Genomic DNA, 16,565 nt, shown 5'->3' on the forward strand with positions numbered 1-16,565 from the left:
CAGCCTGGAAATGGAGGGATGTTCCAGTGAAAAATGCAGCGGTTCTGGCCCTTTTGATCTTTTCAGCCCTGATATCCTCTGTGACTGCCGGAACGGCCGAGGCATGTGCCGCCTGTGACGACGACGACGGGGCGGTAGTCGCTTTTGTCCCGGTGGGAAAGGGCAGCTACGGAGGGGTCAATGACCGGCGGTTCGTGGTGGTGAAGGACGAAATTGAATGGAAGGAACTGTGGGGCGAGATAAACGGCAACGTGCTTCCCCTTCCCCCCCTGCCTGAGATCGATTTCTCACGACAGGTCCTTGCGGCCGTCTTTCAGGGGCTCAAGCGGAGCGGAGGCTATTCCATATCGGTGGAGGCCATCATCGAAACAGGCGACAGGGTGACCGTTTCCGTCCGCGAACAGGAACCGGGGCCCCAGAATCTCGTCACCATGGCCCTTTCCAGCCCCTGGGAGGTTGTGGCCTTCCCTCTTCCCCAGAAACCGGTGCTTTTCACCTCCATTCAGTAGACAGCGGGTAACAGAACATAAAAAGAAGCGACCGGCCCCGGCCGGTCGCTTCTTCGTGCTTTTCTCTGTTTACCCCGGGTCGCCCTTTACTTTCGGACGAGCAGGAGCAGGGGCAGAAGGAAGAGCAGGGACGGAATTCCCGCCACGCTGCACCCGCCCCCGCCACCGGAGTCACCGTCAGGCACGGCGGCCCCCAGAGACCGGGCCAGGTTCAGCCTTCCGCCGGTGGAAACCTTGCCGCTCAGGGAGGAAAGACGATCCACTCCGCCCAGGATCCTGGACCGGATCCGGTCCATGGATTCTCCCGGGAACTGGGACGACACGAGGGCCGCCGCCCCGGTGACGAAGGGTGTGGCCATGGAGGTGCCGGAACCGGACATGTAGCTCCAAACCCCTCTGCCGATCCCCACGTCGTCGATCTCGACCCCCCCGTACCCTGTGGAAGAGAGTCCCGTCTCAAAGACAAACCGGAACCGGAACCGGTCCGTCCTGAAGGTACCCGGAATCGGCGTGGAGAAGGAGGTCCACTCGTCTCCGCCTCCTGTGAAGCTGTGGACCGTGGTCCAGGTTGTTCCACTGTCGGGGGAGAACTCGAGACGAAGGAAATCCGCCCCGTTTTCCAGATCCGGACGGATCTCCATGCCGAACACGAGAGGTTCCGTTTCCCGGCCTGAAAGGTCGATATCGTCCCTGACGGTCAGGTAGGTTTTCTGGTTTCCAATGGTATGCTGCTCCGGCCCGTCGGTCCAGACTTTCGTGGGGCGGCCGTCCCTCGTGGAGTCTACGATCATCCAGTGGATCTGCGGTGAATAATGCTCCGCGGAGGTCGTCCATTTCCCGTCCCCCGATTCCATGTCGTCGAAGAAGATGTCCCCCGCCGACGGGGTGTACGAAGGGGTCCACGTGCTCCAGATGTCGGTCCCCGGAGCGGCCAGGTGGACGGACGTCCTCCCGTAGTTCGAAAAGTCGGAGAGGGCGTCATTTCTGTCCGTGGACGCCACGGAGATGATGTTCGGAAGGCCGTAGGAGGCCGGATATTCAGGGCTCTGGTCGTTGTCCGTGGCGTAATTGCCCGCCGCGGCGACGAAAAGGATCCCCGCGTTTCCCAGGTCCTGGATGGCCTGTCTGGCCTCGCCGCTGAACCCCGGTCCTCCGTAGGATGCGTTCACCGCCACGATGTCCACCCCTTCCCGCTTTTTCTGCAGGATCCACGCATAGGCTTCCAGCTCGTCTGAAGTTTTTCCCGTTCCCTGGGAATTAAAAGCCTTGACCGCCATGAGCTTCACGTTCCACGCCACCCCGGCGGTGCCGATGCCGTTGTTTCCCTTCGCGCCGATGATCCCCGCCACGTGGGTGCCGTGGCCGTGGTCGTCCTCGGGGTCGTCGTTGTCGTACACGCAGTTCCGGCCGTGGATGCCTCCCGGGCCCGTCCAGAGGTTGTCCTTCAGATCCTCGTGGTTTTTTGTGATGCCGGTATCGATAATGGCGACGACTTTTGTTGTCAGGGCCGAGGTGCGGATTCCCCAGGCTGTGGGGGCGTCAATGTCGGCGCCGGCCCTGCCGCTGTTCTGCCCCGTGTTGGAGAGCCCCCACTGGCTGGAAAAACGGGGGTCGTTGGGCGTCACGGGGGACAGGATGCGCAGGATGTAGTTCGGTGAGACTCTCTCCACGCCGGGGTCGGACGAAAAGCTGCGAAGAAGCTCTTCTGTGGACTTCCCGGGGATTTTCACGACCGCCACGGTTTTTCCCCACTCACGGGAAAGGCCGCTGATCTCCTGTACCGAGCCTCCGCCGGCGCCTGCGGCCTGAAGGCTGGAATGTTCCTGAGGGGTGCGCCAGGTGACGATCACCTCTCCCTCCACCCATATCGGTTCCTTTTCTCCCGTTCGTTTCCCTTCTCCTCCATCGGCGGGAAAGGATGCAAAAAGAGCAAGGCACAACAACAGCAGGACTCCCGTGGCGAATCTTTTCATCAGTCTCTCATCTCCTGACGGTGTGATGACCGGAACATGGATGGACTGTTTCTACCACATTCCGGTGCAGGTGTACATGGGGATTTCCTGACTTTTCCCCGAAAGGTTTCTTCAGCGGGAAAAGCAAAGGGGAGCCCGAAAGCTCCCCGGAAGAACGGAAGCACAGCCCGGCGAAAAACCGTCAATACCGGGCGTCAGCCTCTCTTCTTCAGCGCTTCCTCCATCCTGTCCATGGCTTTCCCGAGGTCTTCCATGGAAAGGGTGCAGGCGATGCGGATGTGCCCGGCTCCGCTCGCGCCGAAGGCGGTGCCGGGGATGACCGCTACCTTGCCCGCCTCGAGAAGCCACCACGCGAATTCCTCGTCGGTCATGCCCGTCCCGGAGATGTCCGGGAAAAGGTAGAAGGCTCCCTTCGCTTCAGGGCAGGACACTCCCGGCATGGCGTTCAGCCGTCCTGCGCAGTACCGGACCCGCTTTTCAAATTCCGCCGTGCGGGCCTTCACCTTTTCGTCCTGGGTCGCCAGGGCAAAGGCGCCGCCCTTCTGGGCCAGGGTGTTGACGCCGAAGGTCTGGGAGACCGACAGGGTGGTCATCACCTTCAGCAGTTCCGCCGGGCCCATGGCGTAGCCGATCCGCCAGCCGGTCATGCAGTGGCTCTTGGAGAATCCTCCCACGGTCATGGTGCGCTCTTTCATGCCCGGAAGGGACGACAGTGGAATGTGCTTGCCGGAGTAAATGAAGGCCTCGTAAATTTCGTCGGAGATGACGAAAAGATCGTGCCGTACCGCCACGTCGGCGATCTCCAGGGCCTGCTCCATGGTCAGCACCCCTCCCGTGGGGTTGCAGGGGGAGTTGACCACCAGGATTTTTGTCCTCGGCGTCACCGCCTGTGCATAATCCTCCGCCGTGGGGAAGAATCCGTTCTCTTCCCTGGAAGGTACGGGCGCCACAACGCCGCCGTTGTTCTCCACCTGCTGGAAGTAGGCGGAAAAGCAGGGCTCCGCCACCAGAACCTCGTCGCCGGGGTTGAGCATGGCCTGGAAACAGAGGTGGGGAGCCTGGAGCCCTCCCACGGTGAGCAGTATGTCCGCGGGGTCCGTCTCCAGTCCGTGATGGCGCTTCCAGTAGGCGGCTATTTCCTTTCTCAGATCCTCGAAGCCCTGGAGGGGAGGGTAATGGGTACACCCTTCCCGGGCGGCTTTCGCCGCGGCGTCGACGATCTCCGGCTCGGTGTGGAAATCCGGTTCGCCGAAGCTCAGGTTGATCAGGCCCTCCACGGCCGAGGCGGCCTGGAATATTTTGATCATGGACGAGGGCTGGAGCGAGGCAAAACGGCGCGCAATTTTTACTGTTGACATGGAATGTCCTCCTTGCTGGTTATCTTTCGGCATCGCTTCTTTTCGCTGATATGATACATCACCGGGGAGCGGGCCACAACACCCGTCCTTTTCGCTCTGAAAGGCCGGGTGGGACGTCCGGCCGGGAGAGACTGTTCCAGGGGCGACTCCGTTCCGCCGGCGGAAGAAATGCGGGAATGGCAGGGTATAGGGGCAAAATGTATATATTGCGAAAAATAAATAAGTGCCGTATGATTCCCAAAAGTCAGACCCCTGTTTCAATGCGGAAGAATCACGGTCAGTCCCTTATCCTTTTTTCCTGGAGAGTGAGCAAGATGTTGAAGGAAGCGAAGCGGAACGTATTTCGGGCTGTTCCGGCGGCGATTCTTCTGTCCCTGTTTCTCGGAGAGCCCCTGTACGCTGTTCCTTTATGGGTGTCTCCCCCCGGTGGGGGGGACGGCAGCTATGCCGTGACGGTCCCCGCGGAGGGAAAGCATTCCGACGCGGATCCCGGAGGAGACTCGGGGACTGTCCGGGCGGTACCTCCCGCCGTGGGGCCGAACACGGATGCCCCCGGTTCGCGGAAGGTTCCCACCGCCGACTGGTGGACCCCCCTGGCGTGGCTCGATCCCGCGGACCTGCCCGACCCTGCGGCCCTTCCATCCATGAGGGGCCTTTCATGGCAGGTCTTCAGCGAACCCCTGGTTTTCCAGCCCCAGAAGGGCGGAGTTGCGGTATCACTCAACATTCCCGACAGCCGGAGAGCGGCCGTCAAAGGAGGCATCCTCACGGCCGGGGAAGGCTTCATGCTCGAGGTGGTGGGTGACGATGCCCACGGAGGAAAGGGAATTTCCCCCTATTTCAACGCCTTTTTCGACCAGGACATGTATCTCGGGTCCACAGAGGCCGGGTGGAATTCAGCTTCCTTCGGGCAGGTGAAGGTGACGGGGTGGAGCGACTGGTTCGTCAACTTTTCACTGACGTCCGCGGCACCGGCGGAGCGGCTGGACGTGACCGCCGGGGCCGGATCACCCTTCCTCCTTGTGAAGACCCAATCGGGAAGGCCCCAGGTGACCTTCCGGACATGGAACGTGGGCAAGGTCATTCCTCTCCAGGGCGCGAGCTTTTCCCTCAACGCCGGGCAGGCTTTGGCTCAGGCCGTTCCTTCGGCTGCCTTCGCCGTGGTCAACAAGGTGCCCTACGGAAAACCCCAGGCCCCCGCGGATGCCAAGGAATACGCCACCTACACCGTCTACGCCGTCTTCGGTCCCTCCGGGTCGACATGGCAGCTCAAGGATACCCAGTACAACTCCGAAATTCGGGGGCCCTTTCCAGCCTGGACGGCCTCTCATGCCTACTTGCCGGGAAACCCTGTCGAACCCTCGGCAGCCAACGGCTTTTTCTACACCGCCAACGGGGCGGGGACCAGCGGGGCGTCGGAGCCCGCATGGCCCGCGTCGGCGGGGGGAACCGTGACGGACGGCACCGTCACCTGGACGGCCAACGCCAAGGAGCTGCGGAACGTCCTGAACACGGCGGAATGTTCGGCGGGAACCTATTATGCCGTGGCGGTCTTGCCCTATCCATGGGGCAAGGGTATCTACGACGAGCCGGACGAGCAGAAGGTGAAGGACCTGCTGGCCCATTTCGCGGGGCATGCCTTCGCTGAAGTCACCGACACCCGGGTAACTCCGGGATACGCACCCCAGTCGGACGGCCACGACATCACCGTGACCTGCGCCTACACCACCGCCCCCGTGGGCACGGAGTCACCTGCGGCAGGGGGTCCCCTTCGGGCAATGTACCCCCACCAGTACCTGGGCCAGTCCCGGGTGAACATCCTTGACCAGTCGATGAATCAGGTCTCCTCCGCTTCATGGCGGACGGGGTGGCACTGGCCGTCTTTGAAGGGCCCTCTGCTCCTGGCCTCGGGGAATTCCTTCGTGAACGTCCTTGAAGTCCCCCCGTGCCTTCCCGCTCCCATAGACGCCCCTGACCGCCAGAAGGCCGACCGCATGACTGCGTACCTCCGCCAGGCGCTGGATTCGCAGAATCCCCGGTTTCTTTCCCAGGGGAGCTATTTCGGCGCCCAGCAGATGTACCGCCTGGCCATGCTCCTCCCGGCGGCGGAAATGATCCGGGACACGGCCTCCAGGCCGGCGGACGCGGACCAGGCTGCCAGGGAGATGTACACCGCCGTGTCGGAATCCATGGCCGGCTGGCTGAAAGCCACGAAGGACGGCACTGCCCTCAAGAACGCGGCACAGCACCTCTTCTACTACGATTCCAGGTGGGGCGCCCTTCTCCCGACCCCCGAGGACGGATTTGCGGCGGACAGCCTGCTGAACGACCACCATTTCCATTACGGCTACTTCATCAAAATAGCGGCCGAAATCGCCCGGTGGGAAAAGACCCACCCGGATGATCCTGCCAACAGGGGGTGGGCATCCTCCTACGCCCCCATGATACGGATGCTCATCAAGAACATTGCCAACACGAGCCGCGAAGGGAGCGGAGCGGATCCCGACTTCCCCTTCCTCCGCCACTTCAGCCCCTATGCGGGGCACTCATGGGCCAGCGGCTCGTCGAGGGGCAACCAGGGAGGGCAGCAGGAGTCCACACCCGAGGCCATCCAGGCCTGGGGCGCCATACTTCTCTGGTCGCAGCTCAACTATCCCGAGAACGGGGAGAACGGTGACCTGGAGCGGTGGGCGGCTTACATGTTCGCCTCCGAGGCGAGAGCGGCGGAATTCTACTGGTTCGGCCTGACCGATGACGGGGACTTCAGGCCTCACCTGAGTTTCCGGCAGTATTCGGTGAAGTCCGACGCCGTTCCCAAGCCCTATGTGCCCTCCATGGTCTCCCAGGTCAACCAGAACGAAATGACGTACCAGACGGACTTCGGGAATCCCCCGCTGCTGAAGCTCGGAATCCAGATACTTCCGTTTACGGGGTCGTCCCTGTACCTTGGTTCCACGCCCGGAAACGCGGACGCTATCGTTTCAGGCTACCTGGACAACGACCTGCCGAAACTGGCCGACGGCGGCACATCCCCCAGCAACAGGGACAAGCTGCTCATGCTCCAGGCCATGACGGCGAGGTACACCGCCGACCCGAGAGCCCTCATCACCCCGGCCGGAGGAGGAGCCTTGCCCCTTGACTCGTGGAAAATGCAGTGGGAGATCCCCACTCCGGCCTTCAACAACCTGATCCTCCAGGACACCTCCCGGGGCGCCGTATACTGGTGGATCGACACGCTTCTTGCCCACGGCGTGCCCCACCACTGGGAAAACGACGCGAACCACACGTCGGCGGCAAGCTTCCTGGACGGACGGGGCGGCAGGGTGTATACGGCCTACAACCCGGGAGAGTCGCCCCTGCTGGTGACCTTCGCCGACGGAAATACCCTGGAGGTGCCCCCCCTGGCCTACGCTCATGAAACATCGGACGGGGCGGGGGGAGGGTGCACTGCCGGGGCATTCAATCTGACGGGGCTCGTGCTTTTTCTTCCGCTGCTGCTCCTGCTGAGGGAACGGAACCGCTGATTTCCGTAGTGAAGAGGCCGCGGTGCTGGTTCCCCGATGGTGTTTTGGGGCAAAGGAAATGATTTTTCCGGGACTGTCCCGCAGAGTGCCCTTTCTTTCAGATTTATTTGTTTTGCTTGACAGGTGAAACCGGCCGTTCTAAGATTATCCGCATCTTTTCCGGTCCGGGACCCGTTCCGGAAAATCCGCGGATACTGTTAACGGGCTGAGATAGCGGAAGCCGGCCTTTCTCCTTCATGACAATGTTCATGCCGGCATTATTGTCACTGCTCCTTCCGGGAGGGGCAGCGGTCAGCCATGAAAGGGAAAGAGTACACATCCTGTCAGGGAGGGGATTTATGATGGAGAACGAGAAAAAAGGCGGTCCGCTGAGTTTTTTCATGAACTACGGATGGTACAAAAAGTACCTGCTGCCGGGATTTATCGCCCAGTCGGTGCTTGTTGCCGGCGGCTACGGCACAGGAAGGGAACTGGTTGAGTATTTTGGCCAGTATGGTCCTACCGGGGGGCTCATGGGCATGGGGCTGACCTTTGTCCTCTGGGCGGCGCTCTTCGCCCTGAGCTTTGAATTCGCCCGGGTGTTCAAGGCCTACGACTACCGGACCTTCTTTGAAAAGCTCATCGGCCCGGGGTGGGTTATCTACGAAATTGCCTTCATCGTGCTCCTCTGCCTCATCATGGGAGTGGTCGGCGCAGCCTCCGGAAGCATCCTGAGGGATTCCTTCGGCCTTCCGCCTCTCGTCGGCTCGGGTATTTTCCTCGTTTTCGTGGCGTACCTCACCTACAGCGGAAGCAAGACCATCGAAGTGGCTCTTTCCTGGTGGTCTTACCTCCTGTACGTCGTCTTCGCGGTATTTCTCTACCTTGGGTTCTCCAAATTCGGTGACGCCATCTCCGCCAATTTCGCGGCGGACACGGTGAAGCCGGGGTGGCAGATGGGCGGGTTCAAATACGCCTTCTACAATATTGCCGTAACGTCCACGGTGCTCTTCTCGCTGAACTATCTCGAAAGCCGGAAAGAGGCGGTTATTTCGGGCATAATGGCGGCCTTCATCTGCATCCTTCCCGGGGTGTTCTTCTATATCGTCATGACGGGATTCTACCCGGACGTTCTTTCCATGGAGATCCCCTCCAACGGCATCATCGCCCAGCTTGGGGTGAAGTTCCTTCTGCCCGTCTGGCTTATCGTTCTCTTCGGAACCATGATCGAGACCGGGGTCGGGTTCTTCCACTCCATCAACGAGAGGATCAACGCCACCCTTCTTGAAAAAAGAGGAGTCGGCATGAGCAAGGCGGCCAGGGGCGCCGTGGGAGCCTTCCTCGCCCTGATGGGACTCTTCATTTCCAATTTCGGCCTGATCGGCCTGATAGCCCAGGGATACGGCACCATAAGCTGGGTGTTTTTCGGCCTCCAGGGAGTCGCCCTCTTCACGCTGGGCCTCTATAAGCTCTCCAAACAGGGACAGTAGTATCAGCTGCTTTTTCGGACGTACGAAAAGAAGCCCCTCCGGTGAAAACCGGAGGGGCTTCTTTACTGGAATCACAAGGAGGCGATCCGCCGGAGGAACTCGTCCAGCTGCCCCGGAGACGGAACCCGGAGCCGCGCCGATCGTTCATCCAGGTCGAAGAACCCCGATCCCGCTTCGCAGGAGATGCCCGCCGCCGCCAGCCCGGCCGCGAGGTCGCCAGACTCCCGGGTCAGGAGACAGATGGGAACCCTGGGGTCCGTCTCCGCAACGGAAAGGTCTTTTTTCCCCCCCAGAACGGCGGTCATCTTCTCTTTGGCCGTCCGGACGTACGTCCTCGTTTCTTCAAGAAAGGAACCGTCCTGCAGAATGGCCTCCGCCAGAAGGGAGTCCACAGTCCCGACGGCGAAAGGCGGCTGGAGTGTTCTGAATGCCGCCGCAAGCTCGGGACTTCGGGAGACGGCGAAGCCCACCCGAAGCCCTGCGCCGCCCTGCCCCTTAGAGAAGGACCGGCATGTGATGACGTTGGGCAGATCGATGGATGCCGCGGATTCTTCGTCGGGCAGAAAGTCTCCGTATGCCTCGTCGATGATGACCCAGGTTCCCCTCTCCATGGCCTCCCGGGCAAGCCGTTCCGCCGAACCGAGGGAAATTGCCTGTCCAGTGGGGTTGTTTGGGCGGTCAAGGTAAATCAGCGGGTGTCCCTGCACGGTCAGCCGCTCCAGCATGGCGGAGTCGATGGAGAAGTCCGGGCCTCTCAGCCGGAGAGGCTTGTAGAAAGCGCCGGTGAAGAGCGCCTGCAGAACGGCGTCGGTGAACTGCGGGGAAATTCCGGTAAAGGATGCCCCGGGGCCGAGAAGAAGCCGTGACAGAGTGACGAGGACGCCCATGGATCCTCCGCCGACAAGGATCTGTTCCGGAAGGACCTGCCAGGAGACGTATTTCGAGGCGATGGTTTTTTTCAGGTTTTCCGGTTCCGGCTGGGGGTAGCCGGAGACGGAAACGTCCTTCAGCCCTTCAAGAAGCCGGCGGACGGATGGAGGCGTCCCCAGGGGGTTCGTTCCCAGGGCGCAGTCGATAATCTCGATCCCTTCCGGGTACACGGGCGGGCGGGCAGATGCGTATCCCTGCTGTCCCGTTGACAGATGCCGGTGCTGCAGTTTCCCTTTCCACATGCACAACACTCCTCGATTTCCCCGCGGGGTTGTTTTTTTAGTTGTTAAGTGCCAATACATCGTAGACTGATTTTTGTGCCAGGACATCGTTTACAAAAGTTTTTCTTGCGATAGTTTTGATTTCGCTTCATCTTCATGGGTATCCTAATATTACCGAGGTGGAACCCATAAAAAATAAGGATGAGCAGCAGAGAAATCTGGCCGTTCAACGCTTTCAAAACGGTGAAAAGCCTGAATCCATCTGCGCTTCAGTCGGCAAATCGAGAGCCTGGCTCCACAAAGGGCTATAACACCAGGAGCACCGTGACAACGAAGAACTATGGAACAAGGACACCTCCCGGCGTCCGAAAAACTGCGCCAACAGAACGCCTGATGAAATCGAGGAGATCGTGAAGCTTGTCCGTCTCAACCTCTACAACAAAGAAGTCTTCTGCGGTGCTCAGGCTATCCTCTGGGAGCTAGAGGATAGCCTGAGCATTTCGCCCCTTCCGTCGTTCCGCACCATCAACAGGATTCTCGCGCGGAACGAACTGACCCATCGAAGAACGGGGCGCTATTCCCCCAAGGGAACTCCGTATCCGGCTCTTCCTTTCGCCGGGTTCAACGACACCCATCGGTAGTGTCAAGAGTTTTTCGCAAAAGTTGAATTCAGACAAGGGGGTGCGGACGCTTCCCTATACGGAGAACATCCGTTCTTGTGTCTTTGAGTACTCAGCGATATGCGATCTTCATCCTGATCAATCGCTTTTGTTCGCTTATATCGATCGTCAAAAGAAACTTTTCCTCCCCGCCCGAGACCATCACTCCATGCTTTTCGTCCATTCCAGGTGCCTCAACGATCTCGCTTCGCGGCTTCACATCTTTCCGCCGCATCATTTCCACTTTGTTTGCCATGTATTTGAATACTTGTTCTTTATCTTTTAAAATACATTCACTTTTGCCATCATCATCGACTAAATATATTTCTGCCTCAGGTTCCATTCCAAAATAGAATTCGCTACTATCAAAACTTAAATTACTAAAACATTCGCTGATCAAATCTAACCATTCAGATTCTTCACGTTCTAATTGAATCGGCTTAAAGTCAATATCATCGTACGGCATTTTGGAAACAGGAATCTTGTCCAGTCTGAAACGGTAATTTTTATTAGTGCAAGTTTCTATTTCTTTTATTTTCCCCTCTATGTCTCTGTTTATTAACAAAAATCCATTATAATTATCAGTTTCAGGCGTTGCAAGGACTACACATCTCCTGCCCAATGGATACTTCTGAACACCGTCCGGGTCGTTTTCTATCTTCGCCAAGGTCCCCATATAGGAATAATACCTAAGTCCCTTTTCCCGAACTTCTCTATCGATTTGAGCGTTGATCCCTTTCAGGGTATGGATGATCTGGGCTGGACCGACCGCATTCTTGTATATGGCGTTCTCGGAAAGCGCCCCGGTCATCCTTTCGAAATCTCCATGCTCAATACAGCTCCTCAGCAGCCGTAATTCGTTTTCCTCGTCGTAGACGGCACCCGACTGGTAGTCGTCCAAGGCGACGTCACCGGAGATGACGCAGTACGTCTCGACGATGCTGCCTTTTCGGATGAGAGATCGTTCTTCGGGAATCACAAAATCGGCAGTATGCGCAATATCGATAGGTCCGTACGGGGTGTCGACCGTGACACAAAAGAAATTCTCCTCGCTTCCTTCAACGGGGACTTTATATTCTTCAACCGCCGCAACTTTTCCCTTGAGAATCGAGACGTCCTTGTTCGCTTCATCCTCGCCGAACAACCCTATCGGGAACACGCCTTCGCTCAATACCAACTTCTTGCCCATTACCGTTTCCATATTCGAATCGTCACATTTCGAATCATCCTGAAAGTAATGTATCAACAGCGGGAAGGCACAGACCTGCATGCGGACTACGTCGTCTTTCAGGAAACTCGGTATCACGTCGGCATGAATGATATTGATCGGAATCAAACCGTGCCCGTCCATGTCGTTGAAAATCACGGAATAGGAATACGGATCATGTTTTTTGCTGCCTATCCCCATCGTGGACACTCTCAGTTTCCAGAAACAATTCCCCATGATATGCGTGTTGAATCCCAACACCTCGTTCTGTTCCGACTCCGCATCCGGGGCTACGGTGACTATCGTCTCGGCCCGGCCGAAATTTTTGTAAAAGTACGTGCATGCGTATCCGGGAAATATTTTCCCCTCTTCGCATACGCACTTCGTCAAAAAAGCGAAGTATTGTTCTTGGGCAAAAATATCCATTCCGAAATTCTTGAAAAAGACCCCCATTATCATCTCGCCTCCAATTGGAGTCAGCAAGGAGCATCTTGATGTGGCAGCAACTCTGGACAGCCTTGCCAATTTTTACTTCAACAAAAAGACTACGCTAAGGCGGAACCAATTTACATGCGCGCCTTTGTGTTACGAAGAATCCTAATTGTGAGAAGGTGGCGGACATCCGATATTAGCTCACAACAGCCTTAGGGATGGTGAATTATTAGGAGTAGCAACGAAAAACAGCCTCTGTGCTGAATTGTTGAGTCGTGAATTTCTAGACTGGAGCCTTAGCCCCACCAGAGACAAAGAAACAGGTAAAAAACAGAGGATCAAAAAGCGAGAAAACCCGGTGAAAATCGGTTTTTTTATGTCCTGGGGCAAGGCGTGAATGGATATTCCGGACAGAGTCCAGGTGGACAATACCTTCACCTTCGCCGGTAGTCCCAAATATCCGCGAAGCATGGTACCTCTTATCCGCCTCTGCCTGCACAGCGGGGTGGAGCCGTGGTTCATTCCGCCGTCGGAGCCATGGAGGAACGGAAGCGTGGAGCGATTCAACGACTTTTTCCAGCAGAGTTTTCTCGGCAAGGTCGAGATGTTCTCCGTAGATGAGTTGACGAACGGGTCTCTTGCTTTCGAGAACAGGCACAACACCACGTGGCGTTACAGCAAGATCGGCGGAAAGACTCCGGTGAAAGCGTTGGCCTCGATGAAGAGAACGCTTCGATTCCCCGATCCGGAGGCGCCTCCGCCGGATTGGCGGAAAGAACCGGAAAAGGGCAGATACCATTTCGTGCGCCTGATCCGAAGCGACTTGAGGCTGAACATATTCGGAGAGAGCTTTTCGGTGCCGCCGGAACTGGAGTTCGAATATGCCGTCGCCACTATAGATGTCAAGGAGCAGAAGCTTACAATTTCTCATGACGGAAAACTGATGAAGCAAATAGAGTATATGCGATAAAGCGAAAAAGAATACCAATCTGCGATGTGGTGGCACATTTTTTGTCTACGATGTGCTGGCACTTAACATTTAGTCTTATTCTTCCCGGTCCTCCGGGAGGCAGGCCCCGTCAAAATGGACCTGCATTATTCGTACCGGCCGCCCGCTCGTCTTGTTCATGCGACGCCCCGTTACGAAGGCATAGCCGCTGTTCTCCAGCTTTTCCAGGATCCGGTCCGTGCTTCTCCGGCTGATGTTCAGGAAATCAGCCAGTTCTTTGGGGACAAAATGGCGGTGCTGGAGGCACTGGACGAAATAGTATATTTTATGGACGGTGTTGACGCTCAGTTTTGACCGGTCGGCGACCCTGAGCAGCTTCTCGAGCACGTGGGGGTCCGCAATGGAATCCCTGGCCGTCGGGGGGGCTTTCTTTCCGAAAAATGGCCCGATGATCTTTTCCGAGCTTTCAAGAACATGAACGGTATTCTTTTTGTAGTTCAGCGATTTCATCATCGCCTTTCCGGCATTCTTTCTTGCCGCTGCCACTGTGCTTCCGCAGCCGGCGCCGATGGACATCGCCTGGAGGCTGTTGTTCTGCATCCAGTCAATTATTTCCCAGCACTGGTACTGCCCGGTGGCTATCTCAATAACTTCCCGGGTGGACAGGATCATGAATTCCCGGGGAGAAAGCTCCACGACGGTTCCCATGAGCTGTTCCGAAAAACGGTAGACCTGCTTCAGGATGTTTGTCCGATCGATCATGAACTGGTAGTCGCTTTGAAGAGCTGCTGAATACTCCGCCGGAAAATCGATGCTGATAAGGCAGACGGCGATATTTTCAGGAAGGGAATTCCTGGCGGCGTGCAGCTGCATGACGAACTCAACCTGCTGCCGGATGCTGTTTTTCGGGGGATAGGCGAGAATGGAGGGTATTTTTTCTTCGGTCAGTTTTTTATGAACCCAGTACAGGACCGTTATGCAGCCGTCTGTTTCCCCCCTGGAGAAAAGCCCGGAATGAAAATGAAGAGTGCTTTCATTCCGGCTCACCTCATGGGAAATTATCCCGGTAGTGTAAAACGCCCTGTGTTTCCCTTCAGGAAAACCGATCTCCTCGTACACCTCCCCGAGAAAATCCGGGCTGTAGGAATCGAAACTGATCCGCGCAAGATCCCAGCCTCTCTGCTCAGCCTCCATCAGGGCGCGGAGCAGCGCGCTGCTCGATTTTGGTATGGCGCTCCAGATGGCCTGCTGGGGGAGACGTTCCGCCGTGTATTCCATGGGGCCGACACCGCCGAAAATCACCGCGTCAAGGTGCTCCCTGCATTGCCGCAGAAGGTCGGGAGCCTCTGTGTAATTGTCGTAGAGGAGGTATTCCGCCTTGTGCTGAGGGTAGTCTTTTTCCATGACGGCATGGGTTTTTTCGTAATATGTATGTCGTGGAATTACGAATCCGATTTTCACTCAGTGCCCCCCAATAACCGGACTGGCTGAACAAACCCAGACCCGGGAGATATTTCGCTGCCGGAAGGGTGGGCGGGTTCAGATCTGCTCATTCTACAGAAACGGGGCACAAAAGAACAGTGTCCGGAGAAGGTACCTCTCGGGGAGAATGTAACGCGCTCGTTCAAGCAGGAGTTTCCGGGATGACGGGCTGCCTCCCACCCCGGAAACTCCTGTCTGAACGCGGACGGTGTCTTCCTAGCGACGGGCTCTCAGAACCCTCCCGCTGAAGACGGCAGTTTCTTTTCCATCGCGGAGGGCTGTTTTCCCGTTGACGATCACAGTGTCGAACCCTTTTGAATACTGTTTCGGGTCCTGGTATGTCGCCATGTCTTCCACCACGGCAGAGTCAAAGACTGTGACATCAGCAAAGTATCCTTCCTTCAGAATGCCGCGGCGGTCTAGACGCAGCCTTGAAGCGGGCATGGACGTCATCTTTTTGACCGCGTCCTCCAGAGAGAGCAGTTTTTTCTCCCTAACATACCGCGACAGGACCCTGGCTCGGGTTCCGAAAGCGCGGGGATGGGGTTTTCCCATGCCCAGGATTCCCTCGGTGGAGAGACTCATGCCGTCAGAGCCGATCATGGACATCGGATGGGAGATGATTTTCTCAATGTCTTCCTCCGTCATCATCCTTACAAGGATCTGAACTCGGCTCTGCTGCTGGATTATAAAATCGAAAATGAACGTGAAGGGATCCTTGTTCTCCATTGCGGCGGCCTCTTCAATGGTTTTGCCGAGGAATTTTTCCCCTTCTCTGCTGAAGACGGTGGCAATGGTGATGTTCTGCCATCCTCCTGAAGCGTGGGCGAAATTCTGCCACCCCTCGATACCGTTGAGAATATCGTTCTTTATGCGGTCCCTTACGGCCTGGTCTTTTAGACGTTCCACAAGTTTCTCCACGCCTCCCTCGAAAGCCCAGGGAGAAATGCAGGCGCCGAGAGACGTGCATCCCGTGTCATAGGGATAAACGTCGAACGTTACGTCAAGACCGGCCGTTCTGACGGTGTCAAGCCTTGTGAGAAGCTGTTCGGCGTTACCTGATACATCGATTCCGGCGAGTTTGAGATGAGAAACATGAAGGGGAACTCCTCCCTTTGAGGCTATTTCTATGGCCTCGTCGATAGCTTCGAAAACCCCCCTGCTCTCAGTGCGGACGTGGGTCACGTAAAATCCGCCGTAGGGGGCGACGGCCGTACATAATTCAGCCAGTTCGGGGCCGGTGCTGTATTCTCCCGGCATGTAAACGAGCCCGCTGGAAAAGCCGACACACCCCGCCTCCATCCCCCTTGCGATTTCTTTTTTCATGTTTTCCATCTGCGATGCCGTGGGGTGATCCTTGGAAAAACCCATTTCGTTGATGCGTACCGGACCGTGGGCCAGCAGGGGGGCGATATTAGCCGCCGGAGGCATGTTTTCGATATGGCCGAGATATTCGTCCATGGTGTTCCAGGGAAGCTCGAGCTTCACAGGGATGCTGCCCACGAGCCGCGTCCCCAGGTAGGCAATGAGCAGATCCTTCCTGTCTTCCCTTACGGGAGCGACACCGATGCCGCAGTTGCCCACCACCTCGGTGGTCACTCCGTCATGAATCTTGCTGCTGACCTTCCGGTCGTAAACCACGGAAACGTCCGAATGGGTGTGCATATCAATGAAGCCCGGGGAGACAACCTTACCCGATGCGTCTATTATCTCCGCCGCCCCGGCGGCTGAGAGATCGCCGATGGCGGTGATCGTATCCCCCGAAATGCCGATGTCCGTGCGCAGGCCTTTTCCCCCAAGACCGTCGATGACTGTTCCGTTGATGATTTTGATATCGAACATGACGTATCCT

Annotated in this window: 9 protein-coding genes and 2 pseudogenes; 5 read left to right on the forward strand and 6 right to left on the reverse strand. The window is 57.3% G+C overall.

Annotated features, from left to right (window positions below; translation table 11 throughout):
• Positions 1–26: 26 nt before the first annotated feature.
• Positions 27–509, forward strand: coding sequence for a protease complex subunit PrcB family protein (locus C8D99_RS05695; protein WP_166670026.1), 483 nt, complete (start codon positions 27–29; stop codon positions 507–509).
• A gap of 86 nt (positions 510–595) precedes the next feature.
• Here C8D99_RS05695 and C8D99_RS05700 read toward each other — a convergent pair whose 3' ends face one another.
• Complete coding sequence (locus C8D99_RS05700; protein ID WP_133957159.1) at positions 596–2,482, reverse strand: S8 family peptidase; 1,887 nt, start codon at positions 2,480–2,482, stop codon at positions 596–598.
• 194 nt (positions 2,483–2,676) lie between these two features.
• Positions 2,677–3,840 (reverse strand): pyridoxal phosphate-dependent aminotransferase, encoded by a 1,164-nt coding sequence (locus C8D99_RS05705; protein ID WP_166670027.1) that lies wholly within the window; start codon positions 3,838–3,840, stop codon positions 2,677–2,679.
• A gap of 314 nt (positions 3,841–4,154) precedes the next feature.
• Between C8D99_RS05705 and C8D99_RS05710 the strand changes: the two genes are divergently transcribed.
• Together C8D99_RS05710 and C8D99_RS05715 are read left to right on the forward strand one after the other, a co-directional pair.
• Entirely contained in the window at positions 4,155–7,364 is a 3,210-nt protein-coding gene (locus C8D99_RS05710; protein ID WP_243833846.1) for a glycosyl hydrolase, read from the forward strand.
• A gap of 380 nt (positions 7,365–7,744) precedes the next feature.
• Positions 7,745–8,833 carry a YkvI family membrane protein gene (locus tag C8D99_RS05715; protein ID WP_243833841.1) on the forward strand — a complete coding sequence of 363 codons (1,089 nt, stop codon included), beginning with the start codon at positions 7,745–7,747 and terminating at the stop codon, positions 8,831–8,833.
• A 71-nt stretch (positions 8,834–8,904) separates the two neighbouring features.
• On the opposite strand, the gene C8D99_RS05720 is transcribed toward C8D99_RS05715, so the two are convergent.
• Entirely contained in the window at positions 8,905–10,005 is a 1,101-nt protein-coding gene (locus C8D99_RS05720; protein WP_166670029.1) for a pyridoxal phosphate-dependent aminotransferase, read from the reverse strand.
• Positions 10,006–10,358: 353 nt separating this feature from the next.
• Here C8D99_RS05720 and C8D99_RS15755 point away from each other — a divergent pair.
• A pseudogene (locus C8D99_RS15755) lies at positions 10,359–10,622 on the forward strand (IS481-like element ISGme9 family transposase); the annotation flags it as partial.
• 94 nt (positions 10,623–10,716) lie between these two features.
• On the opposite strand, the gene C8D99_RS05730 reads toward C8D99_RS15755, so the two are convergent.
• Positions 10,717–12,333 carry a hypothetical protein gene (locus C8D99_RS05730; RefSeq protein ID WP_208321099.1) on the reverse strand — a complete coding sequence of 539 codons (1,617 nt, stop codon included), beginning with the start codon at positions 12,331–12,333 and terminating at the stop codon, positions 10,717–10,719.
• Positions 12,334–12,679: 346 nt separating this feature from the next.
• On the opposite strand from C8D99_RS05730, the pseudogene C8D99_RS05735 reads away from it, so the two are divergent.
• Positions 12,680–13,252, forward strand: a pseudogene (locus C8D99_RS05735) (integrase core domain-containing protein); the annotation flags it as partial.
• Between the two features lie 75 nt (positions 13,253–13,327).
• Here the strand turns inward: C8D99_RS05735 and C8D99_RS05740 are convergent.
• Together C8D99_RS05740 and C8D99_RS05745 are read right to left on the reverse strand one after the other, a co-directional pair.
• Positions 13,328–14,692: a hypothetical protein gene (locus C8D99_RS05740; protein WP_133957167.1), complete on the reverse strand. Its 1,365-nt coding sequence runs from the start codon at positions 14,690–14,692 to the stop codon at positions 13,328–13,330.
• A gap of 237 nt (positions 14,693–14,929) precedes the next feature.
• Positions 14,930–16,555, reverse strand: coding sequence for an N-acyl-D-amino-acid deacylase family protein (locus C8D99_RS05745; protein WP_133957168.1), 1,626 nt, complete (start codon positions 16,553–16,555; stop codon positions 14,930–14,932).
• Positions 16,556–16,565 lie beyond the last annotated feature (10 nt).

The sequence above is a fragment of the Aminivibrio pyruvatiphilus genome, from assembly GCF_004366815.1.
In the GTDB taxonomy this organism is placed as follows: domain Bacteria; phylum Synergistota; class Synergistia; order Synergistales; family Aminobacteriaceae; genus Aminivibrio; species Aminivibrio pyruvatiphilus.

What these genes read in the sequence shown, in the direction of transcription:
- C8D99_RS05700 (WP_133957159.1), bottom strand. Translation starts at nt 2,482, where the DNA reads ATGAAAAGATTCGCCACGGGAGTCCTGCTGTTGTTGTGCCTTGCTCTT.
- C8D99_RS05705 (WP_166670027.1), bottom strand. Translation starts at nt 3,840, where the DNA reads ATGTCAACAGTAAAAATTGCGCGCCGTTTTGCCTCGCTCCAGCCCTCG.
- C8D99_RS05710 (WP_243833846.1), top strand. Translation starts at nt 4,155, where the DNA reads ATGTTGAAGGAAGCGAAGCGGAACGTATTTCGGGCTGTTCCGGCGGCG.
- C8D99_RS05715 (WP_243833841.1), top strand. Translation starts at nt 7,745, where the DNA reads ATGAACTACGGATGGTACAAAAAGTACCTGCTGCCGGGATTTATCGCC.
- C8D99_RS05720 (WP_166670029.1), bottom strand. Translation starts at nt 10,005, where the DNA reads ATGTGGAAAGGGAAACTGCAGCACCGGCATCTGTCAACGGGACAGCAG.
- C8D99_RS05745 (WP_133957168.1), bottom strand. Translation starts at nt 16,555, where the DNA reads ATGTTCGATATCAAAATCATCAACGGAACAGTCATCGACGGTCTTGGG.